33 protein-coding genes are annotated in these 24,226 nt (G+C 52.6%); 4 read left to right on the top strand and 29 right to left on the bottom strand.

Annotation, left to right across the window (positions count from 1 at the left end):
- The first annotated feature begins 369 nt into the window (after positions 1–369).
- From BLR09_RS09360 to BLR09_RS09350, 3 genes are all read left to right on the top strand, one after another.
- Positions 370–3,606, top strand: coding sequence for a SusC/RagA family TonB-linked outer membrane protein (locus BLR09_RS09360; protein ID WP_093200825.1), 3,237 nt, complete (start codon positions 370–372; stop codon positions 3,604–3,606).
- Positions 3,607–3,617: 11 nt separating this feature from the next.
- Complete coding sequence (locus tag BLR09_RS09355) at positions 3,618–5,288, top strand: RagB/SusD family nutrient uptake outer membrane protein (RefSeq protein ID WP_093200823.1); 1,671 nt, start codon at positions 3,618–3,620, stop codon at positions 5,286–5,288.
- Between the two features lie 84 nt (positions 5,289–5,372).
- On the top strand, positions 5,373–6,812 hold the full coding sequence (locus BLR09_RS09350) for an amidohydrolase (protein WP_093200820.1): 1,440 nt from the start codon (positions 5,373–5,375) through the stop codon (positions 6,810–6,812).
- 56 nt (positions 6,813–6,868) lie between these two features.
- Here BLR09_RS09350 and rplQ read toward each other — a convergent pair whose 3' ends face one another.
- The 29 genes from rplQ to rplC all read right to left on the bottom strand — a co-directional run bounded on the left by rplQ (position 6,869) and on the right by rplC (position 22,769).
- Positions 6,869–7,426 carry a 50S ribosomal protein L17 gene (gene rplQ / locus BLR09_RS09345; RefSeq protein ID WP_093200818.1) on the bottom strand — a complete coding sequence of 186 codons (558 nt, stop codon included), beginning with the start codon at positions 7,424–7,426 and terminating at the stop codon, positions 6,869–6,871.
- Between the two features lie 153 nt (positions 7,427–7,579).
- Positions 7,580–8,569 carry a DNA-directed RNA polymerase subunit alpha gene (locus BLR09_RS09340; protein ID WP_093200815.1) on the bottom strand — a complete coding sequence of 330 codons (990 nt, stop codon included), beginning with the start codon at positions 8,567–8,569 and terminating at the stop codon, positions 7,580–7,582.
- 142 nt (positions 8,570–8,711) lie between these two features.
- Positions 8,712–9,320, bottom strand: coding sequence for a 30S ribosomal protein S4 (gene rpsD / locus BLR09_RS09335; RefSeq protein WP_093200813.1), 609 nt, complete (start codon positions 9,318–9,320; stop codon positions 8,712–8,714).
- Between the two features lie 177 nt (positions 9,321–9,497).
- A complete protein-coding gene (gene rpsK / locus BLR09_RS09330; RefSeq protein ID WP_093200810.1) occupies positions 9,498–9,893 on the bottom strand; it encodes a 30S ribosomal protein S11 in 396 nt (131 codons plus the stop codon).
- 55 nt (positions 9,894–9,948) lie between these two features.
- Positions 9,949–10,326, bottom strand: coding sequence for a 30S ribosomal protein S13 (rpsM, locus tag BLR09_RS09325; RefSeq protein ID WP_093200807.1), 378 nt, complete (start codon positions 10,324–10,326; stop codon positions 9,949–9,951).
- 31 nt (positions 10,327–10,357) lie between these two features.
- Complete coding sequence (rpmJ, locus tag BLR09_RS09320; protein WP_013927415.1) at positions 10,358–10,474, bottom strand: 50S ribosomal protein L36; 117 nt, start codon at positions 10,472–10,474, stop codon at positions 10,358–10,360.
- A gap of 51 nt (positions 10,475–10,525) precedes the next feature.
- Positions 10,526–10,744: a translation initiation factor IF-1 gene (gene infA / locus BLR09_RS09315; RefSeq protein WP_093200805.1), complete on the bottom strand. Its 219-nt coding sequence runs from the start codon at positions 10,742–10,744 to the stop codon at positions 10,526–10,528.
- Between the two features lie 55 nt (positions 10,745–10,799).
- A complete protein-coding gene (gene map / locus BLR09_RS09310; protein WP_093201446.1) occupies positions 10,800–11,591 on the bottom strand; it encodes a type I methionyl aminopeptidase in 792 nt (263 codons plus the stop codon).
- Positions 11,592–11,601: 10 nt separating this feature from the next.
- A complete protein-coding gene (gene secY, locus BLR09_RS09305; protein WP_093200802.1) occupies positions 11,602–12,924 on the bottom strand; it encodes a preprotein translocase subunit SecY in 1,323 nt (440 codons plus the stop codon).
- Positions 12,925–12,970: 46 nt separating this feature from the next.
- Positions 12,971–13,417, bottom strand: a complete 447-nt coding sequence (gene rplO, locus BLR09_RS09300) for a 50S ribosomal protein L15 (protein WP_093200800.1) — start codon at positions 13,415–13,417, stop codon at positions 12,971–12,973.
- Positions 13,418–13,464: 47 nt separating this feature from the next.
- Positions 13,465–13,644: a 50S ribosomal protein L30 gene (gene rpmD, locus BLR09_RS09295; protein ID WP_093200797.1), complete on the bottom strand. Its 180-nt coding sequence runs from the start codon at positions 13,642–13,644 to the stop codon at positions 13,465–13,467.
- 58 nt (positions 13,645–13,702) lie between these two features.
- On the bottom strand, positions 13,703–14,215 hold the full coding sequence (gene rpsE, locus BLR09_RS09290) for a 30S ribosomal protein S5 (RefSeq protein ID WP_093200794.1): 513 nt from the start codon (positions 14,213–14,215) through the stop codon (positions 13,703–13,705).
- Between the two features lie 11 nt (positions 14,216–14,226).
- Positions 14,227–14,574 carry a 50S ribosomal protein L18 gene (gene rplR / locus BLR09_RS09285; protein WP_093200791.1) on the bottom strand — a complete coding sequence of 116 codons (348 nt, stop codon included), beginning with the start codon at positions 14,572–14,574 and terminating at the stop codon, positions 14,227–14,229.
- A 96-nt stretch (positions 14,575–14,670) separates the two neighbouring features.
- Entirely contained in the window at positions 14,671–15,228 is a 558-nt protein-coding gene (gene rplF / locus BLR09_RS09280; RefSeq protein WP_093200788.1) for a 50S ribosomal protein L6, read from the bottom strand.
- 74 nt (positions 15,229–15,302) lie between these two features.
- The gene (gene rpsH, locus BLR09_RS09275) at positions 15,303–15,698 is read right to left on the bottom strand and encodes a 30S ribosomal protein S8 (protein ID WP_093200785.1); all 396 of its coding nucleotides are present in this window, start codon (positions 15,696–15,698) and stop codon (positions 15,303–15,305) included.
- 75 nt (positions 15,699–15,773) lie between these two features.
- Positions 15,774–16,043 carry a 30S ribosomal protein S14 gene (gene rpsN / locus BLR09_RS09270; protein WP_093200782.1) on the bottom strand — a complete coding sequence of 90 codons (270 nt, stop codon included), beginning with the start codon at positions 16,041–16,043 and terminating at the stop codon, positions 15,774–15,776.
- Between the two features lie 58 nt (positions 16,044–16,101).
- Entirely contained in the window at positions 16,102–16,656 is a 555-nt protein-coding gene (rplE, locus tag BLR09_RS09265) for a 50S ribosomal protein L5 (RefSeq protein WP_093200779.1), read from the bottom strand.
- A 76-nt stretch (positions 16,657–16,732) separates the two neighbouring features.
- Positions 16,733–17,065 carry a 50S ribosomal protein L24 gene (gene rplX / locus BLR09_RS09260; protein ID WP_093200777.1) on the bottom strand — a complete coding sequence of 111 codons (333 nt, stop codon included), beginning with the start codon at positions 17,063–17,065 and terminating at the stop codon, positions 16,733–16,735.
- Positions 17,066–17,095: 30 nt separating this feature from the next.
- Entirely contained in the window at positions 17,096–17,464 is a 369-nt protein-coding gene (gene rplN / locus BLR09_RS09255) for a 50S ribosomal protein L14 (RefSeq protein WP_093200774.1), read from the bottom strand.
- A 107-nt stretch (positions 17,465–17,571) separates the two neighbouring features.
- The gene (gene rpsQ, locus BLR09_RS09250; RefSeq protein ID WP_093200771.1) at positions 17,572–17,832 is read right to left on the bottom strand and encodes a 30S ribosomal protein S17; all 261 of its coding nucleotides are present in this window, start codon (positions 17,830–17,832) and stop codon (positions 17,572–17,574) included.
- Between the two features lie 35 nt (positions 17,833–17,867).
- Positions 17,868–18,050 carry a 50S ribosomal protein L29 gene (gene rpmC, locus BLR09_RS09245; RefSeq protein WP_093200768.1) on the bottom strand — a complete coding sequence of 61 codons (183 nt, stop codon included), beginning with the start codon at positions 18,048–18,050 and terminating at the stop codon, positions 17,868–17,870.
- Between the two features lie 74 nt (positions 18,051–18,124).
- The gene (gene rplP, locus BLR09_RS09240) at positions 18,125–18,550 is read right to left on the bottom strand and encodes a 50S ribosomal protein L16 (protein WP_093200765.1); all 426 of its coding nucleotides are present in this window, start codon (positions 18,548–18,550) and stop codon (positions 18,125–18,127) included.
- Between the two features lie 58 nt (positions 18,551–18,608).
- Positions 18,609–19,487: a 30S ribosomal protein S3 gene (gene rpsC / locus BLR09_RS09235; protein WP_093200762.1), complete on the bottom strand. Its 879-nt coding sequence runs from the start codon at positions 19,485–19,487 to the stop codon at positions 18,609–18,611.
- A 6-nt stretch (positions 19,488–19,493) separates the two neighbouring features.
- Complete coding sequence (rplV, locus tag BLR09_RS09230; protein WP_093200759.1) at positions 19,494–19,874, bottom strand: 50S ribosomal protein L22; 381 nt, start codon at positions 19,872–19,874, stop codon at positions 19,494–19,496.
- 78 nt (positions 19,875–19,952) lie between these two features.
- Positions 19,953–20,231: a 30S ribosomal protein S19 gene (gene rpsS / locus BLR09_RS09225; protein ID WP_093200757.1), complete on the bottom strand. Its 279-nt coding sequence runs from the start codon at positions 20,229–20,231 to the stop codon at positions 19,953–19,955.
- Complete coding sequence (gene rplB, locus BLR09_RS09220; RefSeq protein WP_093200754.1) at positions 20,231–21,055, bottom strand: 50S ribosomal protein L2; 825 nt, start codon at positions 21,053–21,055, stop codon at positions 20,231–20,233. The genes rpsS and rplB overlap by 1 nt, the downstream gene beginning before the upstream one ends.
- Before the next feature lie 95 nt (positions 21,056–21,150).
- Positions 21,151–21,438, bottom strand: a complete 288-nt coding sequence (gene rplW / locus BLR09_RS09215) for a 50S ribosomal protein L23 (RefSeq protein WP_093200751.1) — start codon at positions 21,436–21,438, stop codon at positions 21,151–21,153.
- A 30-nt stretch (positions 21,439–21,468) separates the two neighbouring features.
- A complete protein-coding gene (gene rplD, locus BLR09_RS09210) occupies positions 21,469–22,095 on the bottom strand; it encodes a 50S ribosomal protein L4 (RefSeq protein ID WP_093200748.1) in 627 nt (208 codons plus the stop codon).
- 56 nt (positions 22,096–22,151) lie between these two features.
- A complete protein-coding gene (gene rplC / locus BLR09_RS09205) occupies positions 22,152–22,769 on the bottom strand; it encodes a 50S ribosomal protein L3 (protein ID WP_093200745.1) in 618 nt (205 codons plus the stop codon).
- Positions 22,770–23,376: 607 nt separating this feature from the next.
- Between rplC and BLR09_RS09200 the strand changes: the two genes are divergently transcribed.
- Complete coding sequence (locus tag BLR09_RS09200) at positions 23,377–24,189, top strand: TerC family protein (protein ID WP_093200742.1); 813 nt, start codon at positions 23,377–23,379, stop codon at positions 24,187–24,189.
- Positions 24,190–24,226 lie beyond the last annotated feature (37 nt).

Here is a 24,226-nt window from a genome sequence, read left to right as displayed (position 1 = left end):
CGTTCGGCAATCTCTTTCAGGTATGGGTATAGTCCGTTGAAAACCATCTCCTTTCCGACCTGATGTATTTTCCGGCTTTTGACCGTTTGAAGACGGTATACCGGTACCCGGCAGGATTTATCCGATCTAAACTATTATTAAAAGAAGTTTTCAATAATCAATACATTATACCGAAATACTGAGTTATTCGAAATTTAATTTCGTTTTCATCTTATTATATAAAATTTTTTATAGATTCGAAGACTGTCTCTATACACTTCGCAACAATCTTTTCTCTTCTCAGGACTAACTGGCGCCGCTCCTGGCTGGCTGGGATTGCCGATTTGGAACAGCTGACAGCTTTCATCCCTTACCAAAACTAAATCCTTTATGAAAACCATTTTAATGGTGTGGGCGACCTGTGTCCTTACATGGGTGAACGCCTTCGCCCAGGACCGGATTATCACCGGAAAAGTCACTTCGGCTGATGACGGAGCTCCGCTTGTCGGGGTTACTGTCAACCTGAAAAACACGACGTTCGGTACCATCACCGACGCCTCCGGAAACTACCGGATCAAAGTCCCCTCCGGCCAGAAGGCCTTCCTCCGCTTCAGCTTTGTGGGCCTGGTGAGCCAGGAAATCGAGATCGGTACGCAGTCGGTCGTCGACGTACAACTGGCCGCCGACAGCAAGTCGCTGATCGAAGTCGTCGTCACCGGTACCGGTACCGCCACCAGTAAAAAGAAGCTCGGTATCGCGGTGGAATCCATTACCGCGGAGAAACTTCCGTCTACGCCGACGGCTTCCATCGACCAGGCGCTGATCGGAAAAATCCCCGGCGCGCAGATTTCGTCCATCAGCGGAAACCCCGGAGACCCCGTCAACATCGTCCTCCGCGGGATCAACACGGTGCAGAACGGCACCAAACCCCTCATTATGGTCGACGGTGTGCAGATTGCCGCCACCGACCTCAACTCCCTCGATCTGTCGAACGTCGAGCGGGTGGAAGTGGTCCAGGGCGCTGCATCCGCCGCTATTTACGGTGCGCAGGGCGCCAACGGGGTTATTCAGATTTTCACGAAAAGAGGGAAAGCCGGCGCTGTGGCCATTCAGTTTTCGACCAGCTATTCGGCTAACCAGTTCATCAACAGCGGTCATGTCAAAAAGGCGGATCATCACCCGTATCTGACAGATGGGAGTAATAACATCATCAACGACAAAGGGCAGGCCATCGGGTACAACGATGTCGGATCGATCGATTACATCTCCTATCAATACGGCGGAGCAACGCGGTACGCGATTCTAGACCCCCGGAACGTCGCCGACAAGCCTTACAACGCCAACCTGAAGTACTACGACCACTTCAAGCAGATGTTTCAGACGGGCAGCACGGTCAATAACAGCCTTAGTATTTCGGGTGCGACAGATAAGAGCGACTACGCCCTGTCGGTTTCGAACAACCATACCGTCACCCCGATTATGAAAAACGGGTATGTTGACCGGACCAATGTCTCGGCCAATCTGGGTACGGAGTTGTTCAAAAACTTCCGCCTGAGCTCCAATACGCAGCTTATCTACACCAAAAACACGCTTGATCCCGGGCTGGGCGCCAACTACGGCACGGGTAAAGGGGGCGTCGGAACGGTCTATAGCTTCCTTAATACCTCTCCGTTTTTCGACCTGCGGTACCGCATGGCAGATGGGTCGGTTCCGGCCTACCAAACGGCGAAAATGCTGAGTATTAACGCCTTTAACCCCTACTATCAGGCGGAGTATGCTTCGGCGCTGAACAATAAGGTAGACATACTCCAGCATTTCGAAGCCGACTACAAGCCGGCACACTTCCTCGAACTCAATGCCAAATATGGCCTGAACTACCGCACGGAAAACGCCCGGTGGACGTACCTCAACCAGTCGCTCAATGCCAACTCGAACTATTACGAGTCCTGGGCCGGCAACTATGCGTCCGACAACAAAGGGGAAATCGACAACTTCCAGTACACCAGTACGTTTCAGAATTTCCTCGCAACGGCTTTTATCAAAACGGATTTCGAGCGGGACTTTCACCTGAAAGTACCCATCCAGACCAGCACCCAGATCACGTTTGATTACCGGAAAAACAAGTCGACCGACTACCGTACCTACGGCCTCGGGCTGCCGCTTTCTCCGCCGATCAAAGTCACATCCACTTCCTCGCAGGCGGTGGGGCTCGACTATGAGGAACCTTTTATTACGTATGGATACCTGATCAACCAAAAAGTAGATTTCGGGGATTTCGGAGGCGTGACGGCAGGTTTCCGGAGCGACTGGTCCTCGGCCTTTGGCGGCGGTTCGAAGCCGTTTACGTTTCCGCACTTCGACGGGTATATTCTCCCCTCTTCCTTCTGGAACGGCCCTGTTTCGGGAAGCGTACCTTACTTCAAGCTGAGAGCGGCGTACGGCGAAGCAGGTATTCAGCCGGGAGCGTTTGACCGCTACCCCATCCTCGATCAGCGGAATTTGGGCGACGGCATCGTGTACAGTACGCAGACGTCGAGCCGGAATCCCAATCTTCAGGTAGAAGTATCGAAAGAATTCGAAGCCGGAACAGACTTCACCGTCAACGTCGGCAAGGGTTCCAACTGGCTCAATACCATCAACGGTTCGTTTAGCTACTGGAAACGGAAGAGCGAAAATGTAATCTATTCCGTCAGCGTACCTCCCTCCACCGGCGCTACGGGGCAGTTGACGAACGCCATCAATATGTCGTCAAACGGGGTACAGTTCCAGCTCAACTTTCCGCTGTATAAATCGCGGTTGTTTAACTGGGATTTCACGACCAACTGGAGTCATCAGCTTTCGAAGATCGACGCTATTTCAGGCGGCGCAGATATTATCCTGACGTCTTCGGCCGGCAGCACGGCTCTGGTACTCGCTCCCGGGCAGGTCATCGGGCAGATTTACGGATTTAAGGCCCTCACATCGCTCGATCAGAAAAAAGAAGACGGCAGCCGGTATATTTCCGAATCCGACGTGTCGAAGTACGAGGTGGTGAACGGCCGGGTCGTCAACAAAACGACGAAAGGCCTTCAGTTCACCGAAAACACCTATTCTTTCGGAAATCCGAACCCGAAATTCAATGCTTCTTTCATCAATAACCTGGGTTTCCGGGATCTGGTGACGCTTTCCTTCCAGCTCGATTGGGTATACGGCAGTCACCTCTATAACCAGACCAAGGAGTGGATGTACCGGGACGGTATTCATGGCGATTTCAGTACACCGGTAACGATCGACGGCAAAACAGCGGCGTATACCGCGTACTACGGCAGCGCCTACTCCGGTTCGTGGGGCAGTCTCTATGGCGCCGGGAATAATGCTACGAAGGATTATTTCTTCGAAGATGCCTCCTTCCTGCGCCTGCGGAACGTATCACTCGGTTTCGAGCTGGGCAAGATCTTCCGGCTTCCCTACTTCAAAAAGTGCCAGCTCGTGCTGACGGGCCGTAACCTGTTTACCGTCACGAAGTACACCAACTTCGATCCGGAGGTCAGCTCCGGTACCGCGAACTCGTCGTACGACCGCGGTGTGGATAACAGCACGCTCCCCAACATCAAATCTTACCAGGTAGGCCTGAACATCGGCTTCTAACTTCCAGCACTATGAATCGCATTCATTTCCATACACTCATTCTGTTCCTGCTTGCTTTCGGGCTGACGGCCTGTAAGGATCAGCTGGACGTCGGTAACCCCAATGCGCCGACCGTTGCCGGCAACGTCACCGACGAATCCGGCCTTGTCTCCTTCGCACAGGGAGCTGTTTATATCAATGGTTTTGTCAACGGCGACGGATGGCTCGGGAACAGCTATTTCTCCCTTCCATATGGCTACAGCGAGCTATTGGGCGACGTTGTAGGTGCGCAGGCGTCCAACCAGCTCGTCAGTACTCTCAGTATTCCTGACTACGTGACGCTCGATAACGGGCAAAAGCTCGCAAACTCTTCGCCGAGCATCGGGCAGATCCGCGCGAACAATACCCGGGCACAAACGGGCTCAGGATACAATCCGACGTACTACCAGTGGCTCAACATGATGGCGATGAATTCGTCGCTGAACAGCGTTCTGAAACTGATCGACAAGATTTCCTATTCGGGAGATGCCGCGTCAAAGGTCGCTACATTCAAAGCCTGGGCTTATTTCTGGAAAGGGTATGCCTACGCTTCCATCGGGTCGATGTACTATGCAGGACTGATTATCGACGAAGAAGGCAAAACGAGCAGCGAATATGTCACGCACGACGCCATCATCGAACGTTCCAACTACTACCTCAACGAAGCGGCCACGGCCCTCGGCGCGGTCAAAACAACCGCCGACTATGAGGAAGTACTCGGTCGCCTGATACCTTCCTTTTCGCAGGTTGGAAACGGGGGCGTACTCACGACAGACATGTGGAAGCGGAACATCAACACGTTGCTGGCGCGCAACATCCTGGTCAACAAGCTGGCTCCTTTTGTCAACAAAAATCCATCGGCGACCATCACAAAATCCTCTACAACGGCCATGAGCACCGCCGACTGGAATGCCGTCCTGACACTCGCTACAAACGGTATCAAAAAGGGAGATTATGTGTTTACGGGACGCTCAACCTCGTCGAACTACCTGTTCTCTGCCAGTGGTGGTACTGTCGCGTCTCTTACGACGGGAACCAATACCTCCTCGACGTTCAAGCTGTCCGAGCGCTTTGTTCAGAATTTCAAGACGGGAGACAAACGCCTGACCAATAACTTCGAACAAACCGGTACTTACCTCGACGAAATGACGTTCGGTACCCGCTGGAGTATAGTTGACGGTGGCAAAGGCGCTGCCGGCGTCTATGTATACGGAAACCGGACCGTCGGCGCATATGAACTGTACATCGCCGGAAGCTATGAGGAAAATGCGCTGATGCTCGCGGAAGCGAACATACGCCTCGGAAAAATCAGTACCGGACTTGCCTTTCTGGACGACGTACGCAGCTACCAGGGCGCCGGTATTGCGACAGTTGCTGATAAAAACCTGGTATTAGCCGATGCCCTTCAGGAACTCGTTCAGGAACGCCGGGTGGCGCTTGTTTTCCGGGGACTATCGTTTTACGACAGCCGTCGCTGGGGCTGGACCTATGATATCGCCAACGGAGGCGGCAGCTACAACAATACGGTCCTGTCTTCTTCCGGAACGGTCAATACCAAAGCCGTTATCAATTACAATTTCCTGGATTACTGGGATATTCCGGCCGATGAATCGAGCCTGAACCCTACGACCAGCAGCGTTCCGACGAAAAACCCGAATTTCTGATCCCGCCGGGATTTACCCCTTGATTTCCTGCCGGATAGTGACGTCATTCACTATCCGGCTCTTATCCTTTTCGCATTCATACCCATGAGAAAATACCTTCTTGTTTTTGTCGCCTGCCTCGGCAGTTATGCAGCATCCGCTCAGGCAGACCGGCAGAAAATGCTGGCATCACTGGACGCCAAAGCGCCACATTACGCGGCGCTGGCGCAAAAAATCTGGGAATATGCCGAAGTCGGATACCAGGAGGTGAAAAGCGCCGCGCTGCTCCGGGAGGATTTACAAAAAGAGGGTTTCGCCGTCGACTCCGGTATGGCCGGCATTCCGACAGCCTTCGTCGCACGCTATGGCAGCGGCAAACCCGTCATCACCCTGCTGGCAGAATACGACGCCCTTCCGGGTCTGGCGCAGGAGGCCGTTCCGGTTCGCAAACCGATAGCCGGTCAGAAGGCGGGGCATGCCTGCGGCCATCACCTGCTCGGCACAGGAGCAGTAGCGGCGGCGGTAGCGGTTAAAAACTGGCTGAAAGACGGGCACCGGACCGGTACGATTCAGCTCGTGGGAACACCTGCGGAAGAAGGCGGATCCGGAAAGGTATACCTCGTCCGGGAAGGAATTTTCAAGGATACGGATGTCGTGCTCCACTGGCATCCCGGGGATGCGAATTCAGCCAACCCGTCGTCTTCGCTGGCAAACATCACCGGCAAGTTCCGTTTTCGTGGCGTAGCTGCCCATGCCGCGGCTTCACCGGAACGCGGGCGCTCGGCACTTGATGCCGTTGAGGCGATGAATTACATGGTGAATATGATGCGGGAACATATTCCGTCGGACGCGCGCGTCCACTACATCATCACGAAAGGCGGAGAAGCACCGAACGTTGTTCCCGACTTCGCCGAAGTCTACTATTACGCCCGCCACAAAGACCGAACGGTATTGCAGGATATCTGGAAGCGCATCGTCAAGGCTGCGGAAGGTGCGGCACTCGGTACCGAAACCCGGATGGAGGTGGAAATCATCGGCGGCGTCTATAACCTGCTGGCCGTAGAAACCCTGGCTGAACTCATGTACAAAAACCTCAATATTGTCGGCGGAGTAATGTACGACGCCGCGGAAAAAAACTTTGCAGAGCAGCTTTCCGGGACTTTTGGTGCAGCATTCGGTTCGATACCCAAGCCGGGAAGTGCCGGCCAGGTCGCGCCTTATGCCGCCGCAGGGTTGCTCGGATCGGCTTCTACAGATGTGGGAGACGTCAGCTGGGTAGTCCCCACAGCCGGAATGACCGCCGCCACCTGGGTGCCCGGAACGTCGGCGCACAGCTGGCAGGCCGTTGCCGCTGGCGGGACTTCTATTGGCACGAAAGGCATGCTGGTAGCAGCCAAAACGCTGGCGCTGACGGCTGCCGACTTGTTTACGAAGCCTGAACTGATCGGGAAGTCGCGCGGGGAATGGGAAAAAGCCCGCGGTGAAAATTTCCGGTATGAAGCATTGCTTGGCGATAGAAAACCGGCCCTGGATTACCGGAAGTAAACAAAAAAGGCTTCTGCAAAATGCAGAAGCCTTTTTTGTTACGTGTCGTCTTCGGACTATTCTTCTGACTTTTCTTCAGAAGAAGCTTCCGCTGCGGGTGCTTCCGGAGCAGCTTCTGCGGCCGGAGTCTCAGCTGCGGAAGCTTCAGCAACCGGAGCAGCTGTAGGAGCAGCTTCAACAGTAGCGTCAGCTTTTTTGCCACCGCGACGGCTCCGACGGGTCTTCTTCTCTTCTACTTCCTTAACGTTGTAGATATCGTTGAAGTCCACGAGCTCGATCAGGGCTACTTCTGCGTTGTCACCGAGACGGTTACCCAGCTTGATGATGCGGGTATATCCACCGGGACGGTCAGCAACTTTCTCTGCTACAGAACCGAAGAGTTCCTTCACAGCGTCCTTGCTTTGCAGGTAGCTGAATACGGTCCGACGATTGTGCGTGGTATCCTCCTTGGCGCGGTTGATCAGGGGTTCAGCGTATTTCCGGAGTTCCTTCGCCTTAGCGAGGGTCGTTTCGATGCGCTTGTGCAGGATCAGGGAGATGGTCAGGTTAGCCAGCAACGCGTTGCGGTGTTGTGCCTGACGGCCAAGGTGATTGAATTTTTTCCCGTGTCTCATGGGAGTCGTAAGTTGCGGTCAGAGCTCCGGTTTGCAGCAGTCCGTGCTCCACCTATTACGAGTGATTGAAAAAAACGATCGAATGCTGCTGGTTCGATGTTCAAAAAAATCAGCGACCGGAACGGAGTCGTTCCGACCGCTGATCCGGTCGATTTATTCTTCTTCCAGACGGTACTTCGTCACGTCCATACCGAAGTGGAGGTTCTTGTCAGCGACAAGTTGCTCAAGCTCGGTGAGGGACTTCTTACCGAAGTTCCGGAACTTCATCATATCGGAGATTTCCAGCTTCACCAGGTCGCCCAGTGAGCGGACGTCTGCCGACTTGAGGCAGTTGTATGCACGAACGGAAAGATCGAGATCCTGAAGCGGCGTTTTGAGGAGCTTCCGCATGTGCAGGAACTCTTCGTCTACGACGTTTTCTTCCTCCGGCTTCACGGTCTCAAACGTCATCGTCTGATCGCTGAACAGCATGAAGTGCTGGATCAGGATATAGGCGGCGCCTTTGAGGGCATCTTCCGGGTGAATAGAGCCGTCTGTCATCACTTCGATGATCAGCTTCTCATAGTCCGTACGCTGCTCAACCCGGAAGTTCTCGACGCTGTACTTCACGTTCTTGACAGGCGTGTAGATAGAGTCGATAGCGATATGTCCGAAGGGAAGCTCCGTGTTACGGGGCTCGTCTGCCGGTACATATCCGCGGCCCTTCTCCACGATCAGCTCGATATCCAATTCCTTGGACTCGTCGATGTGAAGCAGTTCCAGTTCCGGATTCAGAATCGTGAAGTACGGGGTGAATTTCTGAATATCTCCCGCTGTAAGTACTTTCTGGTTCTTAACCTTCACGTTGATCTTATTATCCAGTACTTCGGCAGCCGCCTTGAAACGGACCTGCTTCAGGTTAAGGATAATATCCGTTACATCCTCCATCACTCCTTCGATGGAAGAGAACTCATGCAACACTCCAGAGAACTTTACGCTTGTGATGGCGTAACCTTCCAGGGAGGAGAGCAGGATCCGACGGAGGGCGTTGCCAATCGTGACACCGTAACCCTTTTCCAAGGGCTTAAACTCAAATACTCCGTGAAAGTCGTTGGCTTTCTCCATTACGACTTTGTCGGGCATTTGGAACGCGAGTATTGACATACGGATTGGGTTTTTAGCGTAATATTGGATGATGTACCTTGACCATGACGTAAAGGATTGAAGGATGGGCTATACCATCCTCCAATCCTTACTGGTCGAATCAAGGCTCCGGACCAGCCGGAGATATAATAGTTCGGCCCTATTACTTCGAGTACAATTCGACGATTGCCTGCTCGTTGAAGCTTTCAGGGATCTGATCACGCTCGGGGTAGCTGATGAACTTACCGGCAAGCAGGGACTGGTCCCACTCAAGCCAGTTAAAGCGCTTCGCACCACGGCCGGCCAGGCTATTCTGAACCGCTTCGAGTGACTTCGACTTCTCGCGAATAGAAACAACCTGTCCGGGGCGCAGCGAGTACGACGGGATGTTTACGACTTCTCCGTCCACAACGATGTGCTTGTGAACGACGAGCTGACGGGCAGCCCGGCGCGTCGGGGCAATGCCCAGACGGTAAACCGTGTTATCCAGACGTGCTTCGCAGAGACGGAGCAGGTTTTCACCCGTAATGCCTTCGCGAACGGCGGCTTTGTGGAAAAGATTTTCAAATTGTCTTTCCAGAATGCCGTAGGTATATTTCACTTTCTGCTTTTCCTGCAGCTGAAGTGAGTATTCTGACTTCTTGCTCCGCTTGCCCTTGCCATGCTGGCCGGGACCATAGTTTTTGCGGGAGACAGCCTTACCTCCACCGAGAACGGCTGCATCGCCGAACTTACGGGAGATTTTTGCCTTAGGACCTGTGTAACGTGCCATGTAAAATTGAATTGGATAACGGAATATTCCAAGAACGTATTCAGAGGATTATTCCTGATCCTGTATCGTTTTGAGTTGCCGTCGTGCGACAAGGTGATTGGTTGATTGTCATTTCGGCCTGTTTCCGGTAATCACCAACCGGAGAGTGCCTATCTCACTGTTTGCGTGCGGGTGTCACTAGACACGACGACGCTTGGGGGGACGACAGCCGTTGTGCGGAAGCGGAGTGATGTCTTTGATCAACGTCACCTCGATACCGGCACCCTGGATCGTACGGATAGCAGACTCACGTCCGGCACCGGGGCCCTTCACGAATACTTCTGCTTTGCGCATACCTGCTTCGTGTGCTACCTGAGCACAGTTGGAGGCAGCAACCTGAGCGGCATACGGGGTGTTCTTCTTAGAACCCTTGAAACCCATCTTACCGGCAGAAGCCCATGAAATTACCTGACCTTGGGTATTGGTAATAGAGATGATGATGTTGTTGAACGTAGCTCTGATGTGCACCTGACCGACAGGTTCCACCACTACGACCCGCTTTTTGGCTTTGTCTTTCCGTTTTGCCTGAGCCATTCTGTTGGAGTTTGAATCGTAAGGTCGCAGGAAACGCTTCCCCGACCTTTACTGGTTATTTCGTTGCCTTCTTCTTGTTAGCAACCGTCTTACGCTTACCTTTCCGCGTACGGGAGTTGTTCTTGGTCTTTTGTCCACGGAGCGGAAGTCCTTTCCGGTGACGGAGACCGCGGTAGCACCCGATATCCATGAGACGCTTGATGTTCAGCTGGATTTCGGAACGCAGCGGGCCTTCAGTTTTGAATTCGCTGCTGATGATGTTACGAATAGCAGTTGCTTCTTCGTCATTCCATTCGCCGGCCTTTTTGTCAACGCTGATACCAGCTTTGGCCAGAATGGTGCGAGACGTGCTGCGGCCGATGCCGAAGATGTACGTGAGAGCGATTTCGCCTCGCTTTTTGTCGGGAATGTCTACCCCTGCAATACGAGCCATATTGGTCGAAAATAGTTTGTACGCTGCGGAATTAACCTTGACGTTGTTTGTACTTCGGGTTCTTCTTGTTGATCACGTAGAGCTTACCTTTCCGGCGGATTACCTTGCAATCGGCGCTACGCTTCTTGATCGAGGCTTTAACTTTCATCTGAGTATTCAAGTTTTCAGCTAAGCGGGCCAGGCCCGTTCAGCCCATGTGTTACTTGTAACGGTACGTAATGCGCGCCTTTGACAAATCGTACGGAGACATCTCCAGACGCACCTTGTCTCCCGGCAAAATTTTGATGTAGTGCATCCGCATCTTTCCGGAAATATGAGCGATTACCTCGTGCTTGTTTTCGAGCTGAACCCGAAACATCGCGTTCGATAACGCTTCCAGAATAATTCCGTCGGTGGTTATGGAGCTTTGCTTTGCCATATGAGTTGGCTTGGGATCGGAGGAATCAAGGGAAGTATCTCCGTACCCTGACTGATTATGCGATGGCCATACTTCTATCGGCCAGTACCTGTTCGATGTATTCGAAGGTGGTCAGAATCTCTGCCTTTCCTTTCCGGACCGCTACCGTGTGCTCGAAGTGAGCCGCCGGCTTCCGGTCCGTCGTACGGATGGTCCAGCCATCCCGTTCCTGTACCACGCTGCGCTTGCCGAGCGTAATCATGGGTTCGATAGCCAGCGTCATTCCTTCCTTCAGCACAGGGCCCTGACCTCTCCGTCCATAATTCGGTACTTCCGGACTTTCGTGCAGGAACTTACCCACTCCGTGACCGACCAGCTCGCGCACCACTCCATAGCCTGCCTGTTCGACGTAACTCTGGACCGCAAAACCGATATCCCCGATCCGGTTGCCTGCTACTGCTTTCCCGATTCCCTGATAGAGAGATTCATAGGTTCGCTTCAGCAAGGCTTTTACTTCCGGCTGAATTTCCCCGACCGGATACGTAAACGCACTGTCTGAGTGAAATCCGTTCAGCAATACGCCGCAATCGACCGAGATAATGTCTCCCTCTTTGAGGCGGTATCCGCTCGGGAAACCGTGTACGACGACGTCGTTGACTGAAATGCAGAGCGCGGAAGGAAATCCGTTGTAGCCCTTAAACGAAGGTTGGCCCTTGTGGTCGCGAATAAATTCATCGGCCACCCGGTCCAACTCTTTGGTCGCAACGCCGGGTTCAATCCGTTTGGCAACCTCGGCGTGCGCTTTACCTAATACCTGGGCACTGATTCGGATGAGTTCTATTTCCTCATCAGTTTTCAAGTACAACATCTTTTCCACGTTAGATGGCGGAAGATACGCTCTCCGTCCGTCCTTGCACTCTACCCGACTTCATGAGGCCTTCATAGCGGCGCATGAGCAGGTAGCTTTCAATTTGCTGCAGCGTATCCAACACTACACCCACCAGGATAAGAAGGGAGGTTCCTCCGAAGAATTGAGCAAAACCCTGGGAAACACCGAACAGACGGGCAATCGCCGGCATCACAGCCACGAGTGCGAGCATCACAGCGCCCGGAAGAGTAATCCGGTCGAGGATTTGTCCGATGTATTCGGAAGTTTCAAAACCCGGCTTAACACCCGGAATGAAACCGCCACTCCGCTTCATATCATCAGCGATCTGCTGGGGGTTAACCGAAATCGCTGTATAGAAGTACGTGAAAATGATGATCAGAAAAGCGAACAGAATGTTGTACTGCCAGTGATCATAGCTGTTGAAAGCCTGTGCGATCGACTGGGCAGTGTCGCTCTTCTCCGCGAAGTAGCCCGCTACCAGACCCGGCACGAACATCAGCGCCTGAGCGAAGATGATCGGCATAACGCCGGCTGCGTTGAGCTTCAGCGGAATGTACTGACGCTGTCCGCCTACTACCTTGTTTCCGACCACCTGCTTGGCATACTGCACCGGAATCCGGCGGGTTGCCTGCGTGATAAGGACCGCACCCATTACAACGAAATACAGCGCGACGAGTTCGATCACGAAGAGCAGCAGACCACCTGTTCCCCGGGTACCGGCTTCCTGAAGAAGTGCAATCGGGAAACGGGCCACGATACCGATCATGATCAGCAGCGAAATACCATTACCGATTCCCTTGTCCGTGATGCGCTCGCCCATCCACATACAGAAGATAGTGCCGGCGATCAGGATCGCAGTAGAATAGAGGGTAAACCAGCTGCGCTCAATCATCAGGGCTTCTGCCGGAATCTGCGACTGCGTATACGCAACCGCCTGGGCAGCCGTGACGAAAATGGTCAGTACACGGGTAATCTGGTTCAGCTTCCGTCGTCCGGATTCGCCGTCTTTCTGCATCTTCTGAAAATACGGAAGTGCAATCGTCAACAGCTGAATAGCAATGGAAGCCGAGATGTACGGCATGATTCCCAGCGCAAAGATGGATGCGTTCTGAAAAGCCCCTCCGGAGAAGGTATTGATCAGGTCAAGCAGTCCGTTTCCTTGTCCTTTCGGAAGTCTTGCCGGATCAATACCCGGCAAAACAACGTAGGAACCAACACGGTAGACGGTGATAAACAACAGGGTATTGAGGATCCGCGTACGGAGTTCCTCAATCGACCAAATGTTCTTGAGAGTAGTTATAAACTTGTTCATTCCAGCGTGGATTCAAATCCGCCTGTTGTTCATCCAGACTCAGTTATCAGATCGTAACAGCTTTACCACCGGCTTTTTCGATCGCCTGGATGGCAGTTGCGGAGAACGCGTGTACCTTCACCTCAACAGCTGATTTTACTTCTCCTCTGCTCAGTACCTTCACCAGGTCATTCTTGCCGACCAGACCGTTGTTATAGAGGAGCTCGATGTCTACGATCGTAGCGCTCGTCTTTTCGATCAGGGCCTGAATGGCGTCCAGGTTGATGGCCTTGTAGGCAACGCGGTTGAAGTTGTTAAATCCGAACTTGGGAACCCGACGTTGCAAAGGCATCTGACCGCCTTCGAAACCTCTTTTCCGGCTGTAGCCTGAACGGGACTGAGCCCCTTTGTGACCACGTGCTGCCGTAGCCCCTTTTCCTGAGCCTTGACCACGACCCACCCGCTTTCCTACTTTCGTAGAACCGGCGGCCGGTTTCAAATTGCTAAGATTCATTGTCGTATTGGTTCTGCGTGAAACACCTGAAGTGCCCACCGAGTTTCTTAGATTTCTTCCACTTGAACGAGGTGGTTCACCTTGCGGATCATCCCGGCAATGGCAGGATTCAGCTCGATTTCCACACTCCGATTGATTTTACCCAAACCAAGGGCACTGATGGTACGCTTCTGGTTCTCCGGACGAGAGATCGTGCTGCGAACCTGCGTAATTTTAACCTTTGCCATTTCTTCGTTGTTTTCTGTTCCGGGCTGGCGAACCAGCCGGAACCAGGAATCTGATGACTTATCCGTTGAATACCGTTGCCAGTTTCACGCCGCGCTGACGGGCTACCTGGTGCGGTGCCCGCATTTTCAGCAGGGCGTCAACCGTGGCTTTGACTACGTTGTGCGGGTTCGAAGAACCTTTCGATTTCGCCAATACGTCACGGATACCGGCACTTTCGAGGACGGCACGCATAGCACCACCTGCGATAACTCCCGTACCGGGAGCAGCCGGCTTGAGCAGAACGAAACCACCGGAGAATTTACCTTCCATATCGTGGGGTACCGTGTGCTTCAGCAGGGGTACCTGAACGATATTTTTCTTGGCGTCTTCGATTCCTTTGGCAATGGCGTCCGTTACTTCGTTGGCCTTACCCAGTCCGTAACCTACCACTCCTTTGCCGTCACCAACAACCACAATCGCAGAGAAGCTGAAGCGGCGACCGCCCTTTACTACTTTCGCAACCCGGTTGATGGCTACAACACGTTCCTTCAAATCTGACTCGTTATACTTAGTCGGTCTGTTCGTTTGCATGGTTCTTAGAATTAGAATTGAAGGCCACCTTCGCGGGCTCCGTCTGCGAGTGCTTTCACTTTACCGTGGTACAGGTAACCATTCCGGTCAAATACCACTGATTCGATACCGGCAGCCTTCGCTTTTTCGGCTACCTTCAAGCCTACCTGCTTGGCAGCCTCGACATTGTTACCCTGAGCTCCGAGCTCGAATGAAGACGCCGATGCAACGGTCTTACCTGCTTCGTCATCGATGACCTGGGCGTAAATACCCTTGTTTGAACGGAAGATCGTCAAACGGGGACGTCCGGGTGTGCCGGCTACTTTAGAGCGGATGCTCCGCTTGATGCGAAGCCGACGGGAATCTTTTGCACTTGCCATTGTAATAAAATAGTTTGTGGATTACCGACCCACGGATGATATGTGTGTGTTGGGCATAAGCGCGTGAGAAACCACTTCCTCACGCGCTCAAACCATTTATTTCTTACCAGCCGCTTTACCAGCCTTACGACGGACGAATTCACCCGTGAAGCGGATACCCTTGCCTTTGTAAGGCTCAACCTTGCGGAGAGACTTGATCTTGGCAGCGACCTGGCCGATGAGTTGCTTGTCAATACCTTCCAGAACGACTTTCGGGTTCTGGCCTTTTTCCATCGCCGTCGTCACTTTCAGTTCAGTCGGGATAGCGACGAAAATGCTGTGTGAGTAGCCCAATGCCAGCTCCAGGATATTGCCCTGGTTGGAAGCCTTGTAACCTACCCCGACGATTTCCATCTCGGTACGGTAGCCCTGGCTTACGCCTACTACCATGTTGTTAATCAGGGCACGGTACAGACCGTGCAGCGCCTTGTGACGCTTTTGTTCAGTCGGGCGAACCACTTGCAACTCGCCACCTTCGATCTCTACCGAGATATCCGGATCAACCGCCTGAGACAGCGTACCCTTCGGACCTTTTACAGTCACCAGGTTATTCTTGTCTACGTCAACGGTTACGCCGGCCGGCAGGGTGATGATTTTTTTTCCAATACGTGACATGTCACTGGATGTTAAAAGGAAATCAGCGGAGGTTTTCAGTGGTCAGATTACCCTCCGCTGATTCCGTGTGTTAATTAATATACGTAGCAAAGAACTTCGCCACCTACGTTGAGGGTGCGCGCCTCTTTGTCCGTCATAACGCCCTTCGAGGTAGACAGAATGGCAATACCCAGTCCGTTCAATACCCGCGGAAGTTCTTTGGAACCTGTGTACTTCCGGAGACCCGGCTTGCTGATGCGGGTCAGTTTCACGATAGCAGACTGCTTCGTGAGGGGGTTGTACTTCAGGGCGACTTTGATGGTTCCCTGTACGGAAGCCTCATCGTCAAACTTATAGCTTTGAATGTAGCCTTTCTCAAAGAGCACCTTCGTGATCTCTTTCTTGAGATTGGAAGCCGGGATCTCGACGATTCTGTGGCGAGCCTTGATGGCATTCCTCAGACGGGTCAAGTAATCTGCAATCGGATCCATGAAAGAATATGATTTTGCTACGGGCCGCTCAAAACGGCTCGCAAAATTAGAGAATCAAAATGGATACACCAAAAATTACCAGCTCGATTTTGTTACGCCGGGAATTTTTCCATCAGAAGCCATTTGGCGGAAGGTAACCCGGCTGATGCCGAATTTCCGCATGTAACCTCTGGGACGACCTGTCAGCTTGCAACGGTTGTGGAGCCGTACGGGGGAAGCGTTGCGGGGGAGTTTGTCGAGACCTTCATAGTCACCGGCTTCCTTCAGGGCTTTGCGCTTAGCTGCATATTTCGCTACCAGACGCTCGCGTTTCCGCTCTCTTGCTTTGACTGATTCTTTTGCCATTTTTTTGTTATGATTGGTCCCCGCCCTTTTCGGAGCCGAAGTAGCGGGGAATCAATTATTACTTTTTCTGTCCAGCAAAGGGCATACCCAGAGCCTTGAGCAATTCGAGGCTTTCAGCATCCGACTGAGCCGAGGTTACGAAGGTGATGTCCATCCCGGAGATCTTCTGCACCTTTTCGATGGAGATTTCAGGGAAGATGATCTGCTCCTTCACGCCGAGGGTGTAGTTGCCGCGGCCGTCAAAGCCTTTGTCGCTTACCCCTTTGAAGTCACGCACCCGGGGGAGCGCAACCGCCGTCAGACGATCCAGGAATTCGTACATCTTGTCACCGCGCAGCGTTACTTTCGCTCCGATCGGCATGTTTTCCCGAAGTTTGAAGTTCGAGATAGCCTTCTTGGAGAACGTAGCGATTGCTTTCTGACCGGAGATGATGGAAAGTTCTTCCACGCCTACGTCAACCAGCTTCTTATCCGCTACGGCTGCACCGATACCTTTGTTGATGACGATCTTCTGCAGCTTCGGTACCTGCATGATGGAATCGTACTGGAACTTGTCTTTCAACGCCGATACTACATCGTTGAGGTACTTTTCTTTTAACCGAGGAGTTGCCATTGAGAATAATGGTTTGTGGATTTCCGACCCACGAATAAAACAATTGCAGGGCCGGCGGAAACCGGCCGTTCTGCGATTAGATGAAGTTTCCGCTCTTCTTGCTGTAGCGCTGGGACTTGCCCTTTTCGTTCAGCTTGCGGCCGGTCCGGGAAGCAACGCCGGATTTCGGATCCACTACCTTCAGGTTGCTGAGGTGAATGGGGCTCTCGATTTCCTTGATTTCTCCCTGAGGATTGGTCGCAGAAGGCTTTACGTGTTTCTTGACGAAGTTGACACCTTCGACAATTGCACGCTGCTTCTCACGGTCGACAGACTTCACGACGCCCTTTTTGCCTTTGGCGTCGCCGGCGATGACCTCTACGGTATCTCCGCTGCGAACGTGGAGTTTAACTTGCTGTTGATTTGCCATTGTCTGATTTCGTACGATTTACCCGGGTGATTAAAGCACCTCAGGAGCCAGCGAAACAATTTTCATGAATTGCTTTTCACGCAATTCGCGGGCAACCGGTCCGAAGATCCGGGTACCGCGCGGTTCGTCCTGGTTGTTGAGAAGGACGACCGCATTGTCTTCAAAACGGATGTATGATCCGTCTTTCCGGCGTACTTCTTTTTTCGTGCGAACCACCACTGCTTTAGACACCGTTCCCTTCTTCATGCTTGAAGAAGAAAGGGCCTGCTTTACGGTCACCACGACTTTGTCGCCGATGGAGGCATAACGCTTGCCCGTACCACCCAACACACGGATAACCAGTACCTCTTTGGCACCGCTGTTATCCGCTACGCCACATCTAGATTCTTGCTGGAGCATTTCTTTGCTGAGTTTCCAGTTTCCGTTTTCTGTTTTCTGTTTTCTGTTTTCTGTTGAATCCGCAACCGAAAACTGAAAACCGAAAACCGAAAACAGGTAACTGCTGATTACTTCGCTTTTTCAATGATTTCAACCAACCGCCAGCGCTTGTTCTTGGACAAGGGGCGGGTTTCCATCACTTTAATGGTATCGCCGACGCCACAATCATTGTTCTCGTCGTGTACCATCAATTTGGTCGTTTTCTTCTGGAATTTCCCGTAGATAGGGTGTTTGACTTTCCGCTCGACGGTAATCACTACCGACTTGTCCATGCTACTGGACAGCACCCGACCAATTCTGACTTTTCTGAGCTTACGTACTTCTTCCATGTTCGGAATTTGCTTTGTGCCTTTTCAGGGCGATTCTAGCGAGCGTTAAGTTCGGTCATCATCCGGGCGATAAGCTTACGGGAAGTCCGAATACGCATCGGGTTTTCGATCGGAGAAATCGCATGAGCAAACTTCAGTCGGCTCAGTGCTTCTTTTTCCTGGGCGACTTGCTGCCGGAGTTCTTCCGTGCTCAATGCCCGAATGTCTTTGATTTTCATTTGCCTTGGTGCAATTGCGTTATCAGTTATCTTCTTGACTGAGATCCGGTACAGGATAACAGGTAACGAATCACTTAGTTAGCTTCCTGATAATCGCGGCGAACGACAAACTTCGTCCGTACCGGCAATTTCTGTGCAGCCAAACGCAGCGCTTCCTGAGCCAGTTCCAGAGGGACACCGGTTGATTCGAACAGAATCGTTCCGGGTTTCACGTTGGCTACCCAATACTCGGGAGCCCCTTTCCCTTTACCCATCCGAACTTCTGCCGGCTTCTTGGTAATCGGGTTATCGGGGAAAATACGAATCCAGACCTGACCTTCCCGCTTCATTGCACGGGTTACGGCGATACGAGCCGCTTCGATCTGGCGAGCCGTAATCCGGCCCGGTTCCAGCGATTTAATCGCAAATGAACCGAAGGAAATCTCGTGGCCCCGCGTAGCAAGACCCTTGATCCGTCCCTTCTGCTGCTTGCGGAATTTGGTTCTTCTCGGTTGTAACATGATCGTTGAGTTCTTTAGAGTTTGAAGCAGGGGAACAAGCCCCCCTCTTCCAAGCTACTTAGCGACGTCCTCCCTGGCCACCGCCACGGTTACCGGCACCCCGGTTAGCACCGCCACGGTTACCAGCACCGCCACGGTTGTTGTTGCCACCACGGCCACGGTCTCCGCCACCATCTCCGTCACGACGGCCACGACGGCCACCGTCACGATCGTCTCCACCGCGTCCGCCACGACGATCTCCGCGATCGGAGCCGCCACGACCTTCAGCGAGGCCTGAGTTCAGACCAGCGTTGACTACAGAGAGATCACGCTTGCCGTACACTTCACCCTTGAAGACCCAGATCTTGATACCGATTTTACCGTATACCGTTTGCGCTTCGGAAATCGCGTAATCGATATCCGCACGCAGCGTGTGCAGGGGGATGCGTCCTTCCTTGTACTCTTCGGTACGGGCCATTTCAGCACCGCCGAGACGACCAGACAGACGAACCTTGATCCCTTGCGCTCCTACCCGCATGGCAGAAGCAATGGCTTGCTTCATGGCACGACGGAAAGAGATCCGGGCTTCCAGCTGCTGAGCAATCGTTTCGCCAACAAGTTTGGCGTCGATTTCAGGGCGCTTGATCTCGAAAATGTTGATCTGTACGTCCTTGCCCGTCAGCTTCTTCAGCTCTTCCTTGATTTTATCTACTTCGTTACCGCCTTTACCGATGACGACACCCGGGCGGGCCGTGTTGATCGTCAGGGTAACCCGCTTCAGCGTACGCTCGATGATCACCTTCGAGATCGCGCCTTTCGGGATACGGGCAGCAATGTATTTACGAATCGTTTCGTCTTCGACCAGCTTTTCAGCGAAGTTCTTTCCACCGTACCAGTTGGATTCCCAACCACGTACAATACCCAGACGAAGACCTACGGGGTTTACTTTTTGTCCCATGGTGTGTTACGCTTCCGTGTTTTCGGTTTTAGTTTCTGCCTTGGCATTGCTCGCTACCACCAGCGTTACGTGATTCGAACGCTTACGCACGCGGTAGGCACGTCCTTGAGGAGCCGGACGAAGGCGCTTCAGGAAGGGACCGCCGTCGACGAAGATCGTCTTTACGAACAGGTCAGCTTCTTCCAGTTTTACCTCCTCGCCGTATTTCTCCTGCCAGTTGGCAATAGCCGACAGCAGCAACTTTTCCAGACGCGGAGAGCCCGACTTAGGCTGGTACTTCAGAATCGCCAGAGCTTTGTTTACTTTCTGGCCGCGGATCAGGTCAGCAACCAGACGCATCTTCTGAGGCGACGTCGGGACGTTATTGAGTTTTGCGATTGCTTCCATTTGTTGGTTGTCAGTTTGTCGTTTCCCGCTTGCAGTGACCTATTCTGTCCACTGTAAACCGTCCACTGTAAACTGGTTTTATCGTTTCCCTTTGTCCTTTTTAGCGACGTGCCCACGGAAGTTGCGGGTCGGAGCGAATTCGCCCAGCTTATGACCTACCATGTTTTCCGTCACGTACACGGGGATAAACTTGTTGCCGTTATGCACAGCGAAAGTGTGACCCACGAAATCCGGAGAAATCATTGAGCGGCGTGACCAGGTTTTGATAACCGATTTCTTGCCTGCCTCATTCATTACCTCCACTTTATTGGAAAGGCGAAAATCAATATAGGGGCCTTTTTTGAGTGAACGTGCCATTATTTCTTCCGCTTGCTAATGATTAACTTGTTGGATGCCTTCTTCTTGTCACGCGTCTTCTTGCCCTTGGCCAGCAGACCCTTGCGCGAACGCGGGTGACCTCCGGAAGCACGGCCTTCGCCACCACCCATCGGGTGATCAACCGGGTTCATTACCACACCACGAACCCGCGGGCGGCGACCCAGCCAACGCTTACGACCAGCCTTACCCAGGCTCTCGTTCATGTGATCAGCGTTAGAGACGGATCCAACGGTTGCAATGCAGTTACCCAGGATCATCCGGGTTTCGCTGGAAGGCATGCGCAGAATCACATACTTGCTTTCACGGCCCACGATCTGTGCGTATGTTCCGGCGCTGCGCGCCATCTGTCCGCCCTTGCCGGGTTTCATTTCGATGTTGTGAACGATCGTACCGATCGGCATCGCCGACAGCGGCATCGCGTTTCCAACTTCAGGCGCAATTCCTTCTCCGGACTGGATCGTCTGACCAACCGTCAGGCCTTGCGGAGCAATGATATAACGCTTCTCACCGTCAGCGTACTGAACGAGTGCGATACGTGCAGAACGGTTCGGATCGTACTCGATCGTCTTCACTTCTGCCGATACTCCTGCCTTGTCGCGCTTGAAATCGATGATACGGTACTTACGCTTGTGACCACCACCGATGTAACGCATCGCGCGGCGACCCTGATCATTGCGACCACCCGTTCTCTTCAGAGGCTCGAGGAGGCTCTTCTCAGGCTTGCTGGTCGTGATCTCGCTAAACGTCGGGGCTGAACGAAAACGCATCCCCGGCGTTACAGGCTTCAACTTCTTGATTGCCATTGATTTGTTTGCTGCGGCAGGCTATGTCCTCCAACTTGCCAGCCTGCCTGATTCATACGTATTCCGGAGGAAAGGAATGTTACTGAACGGGCGAATTAGATGCCCTGATAGAAGTCGATAACTTCGCCTTCGGCTACCGTTACAATCGCCTTCTTGATAGTGGACGTGTTACCGGAAGTGATCTTGGTACGCGTGCTGCGGGATTTCTTCTTCCCGATCTGACGCAGCGTATTCACAGATTCAACTTTCACACCGTACATCTTCTCGATGGCCTTCTTGATCTCGACCTTATTGGCCGTCAGCGCCACTTCGAAGCCGTACTTCCCTTGCTCGTTCTGAGCCGTTGACTTTTCAGTCAGAAGGGGACGAATGATGATGCTCATAATGATTGTCGCTTATTCTGCGACCGCTGATTAGTTCAACAATGCTTCAATTTTCTCGACGGCACCTTCGGCGATGATCAGACGATCAGCGTTCAGCAGGGCGTAAGTCGTCAGCTGATCTGCCGGAAGCACATTGGCTTTGGGCAGGTTCCGGGCAGACAGGAATACATTGTTGTCGGCCGCAGGCAATACCAGCAGAGTCTTCGTGTCAGCAGCAGCGAAAGCGGCCAGCACAGAGATGTATTGCTTGGTTTTCGGAGCGTCGAAAGAGAAGTTTTCTACTACCGTTACCACACCATCCTTGGCTTTGGACGCCAGGGCTGACTTGCGGGCCAGGCTCTTCACTTTCTTGTTGAGTTTGAAGGAGTAGTCGCGGGGCTTCGGTCCGAATACACGCGCGCCACCCTTGAAGATGTTCGCCTTGTAAGAACCGTGGCGGGCGCCACCCGTACCCTTCTGACGAATCAGCTTGCGGGTAGAACGGGCCACTTCCCAGCGTTCCTTGGACTTGTGCGTACCCTGACGTTGGTTGGCCAGGTACTGCTTGACGTCGAGCCACATTACGTGCTCGTTCGGTTCGATCGCAAACACGTCGTCAGACAGCGTTACTTTCTTGCCGGTTTCTTTGCCTTGAATACTATATACGGACAGTTCCATTTTCTTGTAAAGTGCTACTTTGGAAACAGGTCAACGGTGTCAGAAACACCCTCAGCCTATTTCTCAAGAATTACGAACGAATTTTTGGCACCCGGAACTGAACCGCTTACTACGATCAGATTTTGCTCGGGATATACCTTGAGAATCTGGAGGTTCTGAACTTTCACACGGTTGTTACCCATGCGGCCCGCCATGCGGAGACCCTTGAATACACGTGAGGGGAAAGAACAAGCACCAATAGAACCCGGGTGACGTGCCCGGTTGTGCTGACCGTGCGTCTGGCCGCCTACCCCGCCGAAACCGTGACGCTTTACAACGCCCTGGAATCCACGGCCCTTGGCAGAACCAATTGCATCTACAAAATCACCTTCTGTGAAAAGCGTCGCGTCGATCGTTTCGCCCAGAGACAGGGATTTTTCAAACGTTTTGAATTCAACCAGCTTCCGCTTCGGAGTCGTACCGGCCTTCTTGAAATGGCCAGCCAGCGGCTTGGAAGTATTCTTTTCTTTTTTCTCGCCGAAACCGAGCTGGATAGCTTCATATCCATCGTTTTCGACGGTCTTAACTTGCGTCACGACGCAGGGACCGGCTTCAATTAGCGTACAAGCAACGGACGAACCGTCAGCATTGTAGAGGCTAGTCATGCCAATTTTCTTCCCAATAATACCAGACATCTTCTTGATTTTTAATTGGTTATAGGCTTTCCCACCCCGGGAGCCTCAGAAAACGGACTGCAAAAGTAGTACTTTTTCTGTTTACAACCGAGTCGCAGACAGAAAACCCCCTGTATTTTTTTGAAAATCAGATAGAAACCGGAAAAGAAGCAGCTGAAAGGACCCCTCAGAAGACGTGCAGAGAAGCATGCCTGCCTGTGCAGACTATACACGTCAAACTCCATGGCGGAGCAAAGTCCTGTCAGCTTACTACTCAACTCCGGAACTGGGCATTCAACTACCGGAGCCAGTAACAGTCCTGACGTTCAAAAATCGGGAAGTATCCGACCTTAGACGTTCGAAAAGAACCACGTTAACAACCTGATAATCAAAGGCTCGGCCAGTTCTGCCAACCGGTTGCGAGCATCGGTCTGTGATTCTATTCGTAAACAGAGCTGCAAATTACGGACGTTTCGTCGTGATATACAAGCATTTAACGTAAGTTTTTTACTTTTAACCGGTTTTTCTTCCTTTCATCCGGAAGAAACCGCCGTTTCCACTCAATACCTGCTTTGAATACCCTTCCTTCCCCTTTTCTTTGAACCCGATTTGAAGACCCTTTCCCATCATGCAATCGCTGCTCACTGCCGAAAACCTCATCAGTCTCATCACCCTGACGTTCCTCGAAATCGTCCTCGGGATTGACAACATCATCTTTATCTCCATCGCTGCCGGAAAACTTCCGGCCAACCAGCAGGGAAAAGCCCGCAACATCGGCCTTCTGCTCGCTATGCTCTTTCGGGTGAGCCTCCTCTTCTTCCTCTCGTTCGTCATGAAGATGCAGGAACCATTTGCGCACATCGACCTCGGGTGGGTTAAGGCGGGCATTTCCGGTCAAAGCCTGATCCTGCTTGTCGGCGGACTGTTCCTGCTCTACAAAGCGACCTCCGAAATCCACCACAAACTGGAAGGCGAAGAAGAAATCGTCCACAAGCCCAAAGGCTCCGACAAACTCACCGGCGTTGTGCTTCAGATCGCGGTTATCAACATTGTGTTTTCGATCGATTCCATTCTGACGGCCATCGGTATTACGACCGTCGTGCCCGTCATGATCGGCGCGGTGGTACTGTCCATTATCATCATGATGACGGCCTCCGGACCTGTCGGATCGTTTGTCAACAAACACCCGTCTGTTCAGATGCTGGGCCTCGCCTTTCTTATCCTGATCGGTTTCATGCTCATTGCCGAATCCGCTCACCTGGCCGGCGTAGAGATCTTCCATTCCCACATCGGTTCCGTTCCGAAGGGATACCTCTACTTTGCAATCGCATTCTCGCTGCTCGTCGAATTCCTGAACATGAAACTCCGGAAAACCGCGGAGAAACCGGTTCAGCTTCATGACGTGAAGAAACAGGCGGAGAAAGAAGGATATATCGAATAGCGACGGACGCTCTATGCCTTTTTCTGTGAAGTCTGTG

Origin of the sequence: Siphonobacter aquaeclarae (genome assembly GCF_900103285.1) — a bacterium.
GTDB lineage: Bacteria > Bacteroidota > Bacteroidia > Cytophagales > Spirosomataceae > Siphonobacter > Siphonobacter aquaeclarae.
This window is presented reverse-complemented; position numbering and strand designations above follow the sequence as displayed.

Bases quoted from the DNA above. Each gene is read 5' to 3' on its own strand.
- infA (WP_093200805.1), bottom strand. From the start codon at position 10,744: ATGGCAAAGCAAAGCTCCATAACCACCGACGGAATTATTCTGGAAGCG.
- rpsD (WP_093200813.1), bottom strand. From the start codon at position 9,320: ATGGCACGTTACACAGGTCCTAAGGCAAAAATCTCCCGTAAGTTCGGC.
- rplC (WP_093200745.1), bottom strand. From the start codon at position 22,769: ATGTCTGGTATTATTGGGAAGAAAATTGGCATGACTAGCCTCTACAAT.
- rpsQ (WP_093200771.1), bottom strand. From the start codon at position 17,832: ATGGAAGAAGTACGTAAGCTCAGAAAAGTCAGAATTGGTCGGGTGCTG.
- BLR09_RS09355 (WP_093200823.1), top strand. From the start codon at position 3,618: ATGAATCGCATTCATTTCCATACACTCATTCTGTTCCTGCTTGCTTTC.
- rplE (WP_093200779.1), bottom strand. From the start codon at position 16,656: ATGGCAACTCCTCGGTTAAAAGAAAAGTACCTCAACGATGTAGTATCG.
- rplV (WP_093200759.1), bottom strand. From the start codon at position 19,874: ATGGAAGCAATCGCAAAACTCAATAACGTCCCGACGTCGCCTCAGAAG.
- map (WP_093201446.1), bottom strand. From the start codon at position 11,591: ATGTTGTACTTGAAAACTGATGAGGAAATAGAACTCATCCGAATCAGT.
- rplN (WP_093200774.1), bottom strand. From the start codon at position 17,464: ATGCTCCAGCAAGAATCTAGATGTGGCGTAGCGGATAACAGCGGTGCC.
- rpsK (WP_093200810.1), bottom strand. From the start codon at position 9,893: ATGGCTCAGGCAAAACGGAAAGACAAAGCCAAAAAGCGGGTCGTAGTG.
- rplX (WP_093200777.1), bottom strand. From the start codon at position 17,065: ATGGCAAATCAACAGCAAGTTAAACTCCACGTTCGCAGCGGAGATACC.
- rpsE (WP_093200794.1), bottom strand. From the start codon at position 14,215: ATGCAAACGAACAGACCGACTAAGTATAACGAGTCAGATTTGAAGGAA.
- BLR09_RS09350 (WP_093200820.1), top strand. From the start codon at position 5,373: ATGAGAAAATACCTTCTTGTTTTTGTCGCCTGCCTCGGCAGTTATGCA.
- rplW (WP_093200751.1), bottom strand. From the start codon at position 21,438: ATGAGCATCATCATTCGTCCCCTTCTGACTGAAAAGTCAACGGCTCAG.
- rplR (WP_093200791.1), bottom strand. From the start codon at position 14,574: ATGGCAAGTGCAAAAGATTCCCGTCGGCTTCGCATCAAGCGGAGCATC.
- secY (WP_093200802.1), bottom strand. From the start codon at position 12,924: ATGAACAAGTTTATAACTACTCTCAAGAACATTTGGTCGATTGAGGAA.
- rplD (WP_093200748.1), bottom strand. From the start codon at position 22,095: ATGGAACTGTCCGTATATAGTATTCAAGGCAAAGAAACCGGCAAGAAA.
- rplB (WP_093200754.1), bottom strand. From the start codon at position 21,055: ATGGCAATCAAGAAGTTGAAGCCTGTAACGCCGGGGATGCGTTTTCGT.
- rpsN (WP_093200782.1), bottom strand. From the start codon at position 16,043: ATGGCAAAAGAATCAGTCAAAGCAAGAGAGCGGAAACGCGAGCGTCTG.
- BLR09_RS09360 (WP_093200825.1), top strand. From the start codon at position 370: ATGAAAACCATTTTAATGGTGTGGGCGACCTGTGTCCTTACATGGGTG.
- rpmJ (WP_013927415.1), bottom strand. From the start codon at position 10,474: ATGAAAGTTAAAGCCTCGATCAAGAAGCGTAGCGCCGATTGCAAGGTA.
- rpsH (WP_093200785.1), bottom strand. From the start codon at position 15,698: ATGGATCCGATTGCAGATTACTTGACCCGTCTGAGGAATGCCATCAAG.
- rpsC (WP_093200762.1), bottom strand. From the start codon at position 19,487: ATGGGACAAAAAGTAAACCCCGTAGGTCTTCGTCTGGGTATTGTACGT.
- rplF (WP_093200788.1), bottom strand. From the start codon at position 15,228: ATGTCACGTATTGGAAAAAAAATCATCACCCTGCCGGCCGGCGTAACC.
- rpsS (WP_093200757.1), bottom strand. From the start codon at position 20,231: ATGGCACGTTCACTCAAAAAAGGCCCCTATATTGATTTTCGCCTTTCC.
- rpsM (WP_093200807.1), bottom strand. From the start codon at position 10,326: ATGGCTCGTATTGCAGGGGTAGACATTCCCGACAAAAAGCGAGGCGAA.
- BLR09_RS09340 (WP_093200815.1), bottom strand. From the start codon at position 8,569: ATGTCAATACTCGCGTTCCAAATGCCCGACAAAGTCGTAATGGAGAAA.
- rplO (WP_093200800.1), bottom strand. From the start codon at position 13,417: ATGAATCTTAGCAATTTGAAACCGGCCGCCGGTTCTACGAAAGTAGGA.
- BLR09_RS09200 (WP_093200742.1), top strand. From the start codon at position 23,377: ATGCAATCGCTGCTCACTGCCGAAAACCTCATCAGTCTCATCACCCTG.
- rpmD (WP_093200797.1), bottom strand. From the start codon at position 13,644: ATGGCAAAGGTTAAAATTACGCAGGTTCGCAGCACGATCTCTCGTCCG.
- rplP (WP_093200765.1), bottom strand. From the start codon at position 18,550: ATGTTACAACCGAGAAGAACCAAATTCCGCAAGCAGCAGAAGGGACGG.
- rpmC (WP_093200768.1), bottom strand. From the start codon at position 18,050: ATGAAAATCAAAGACATTCGGGCATTGAGCACGGAAGAACTCCGGCAG.
- rplQ (WP_093200818.1), bottom strand. From the start codon at position 7,426: ATGAGACACGGGAAAAAATTCAATCACCTTGGCCGTCAGGCACAACAC.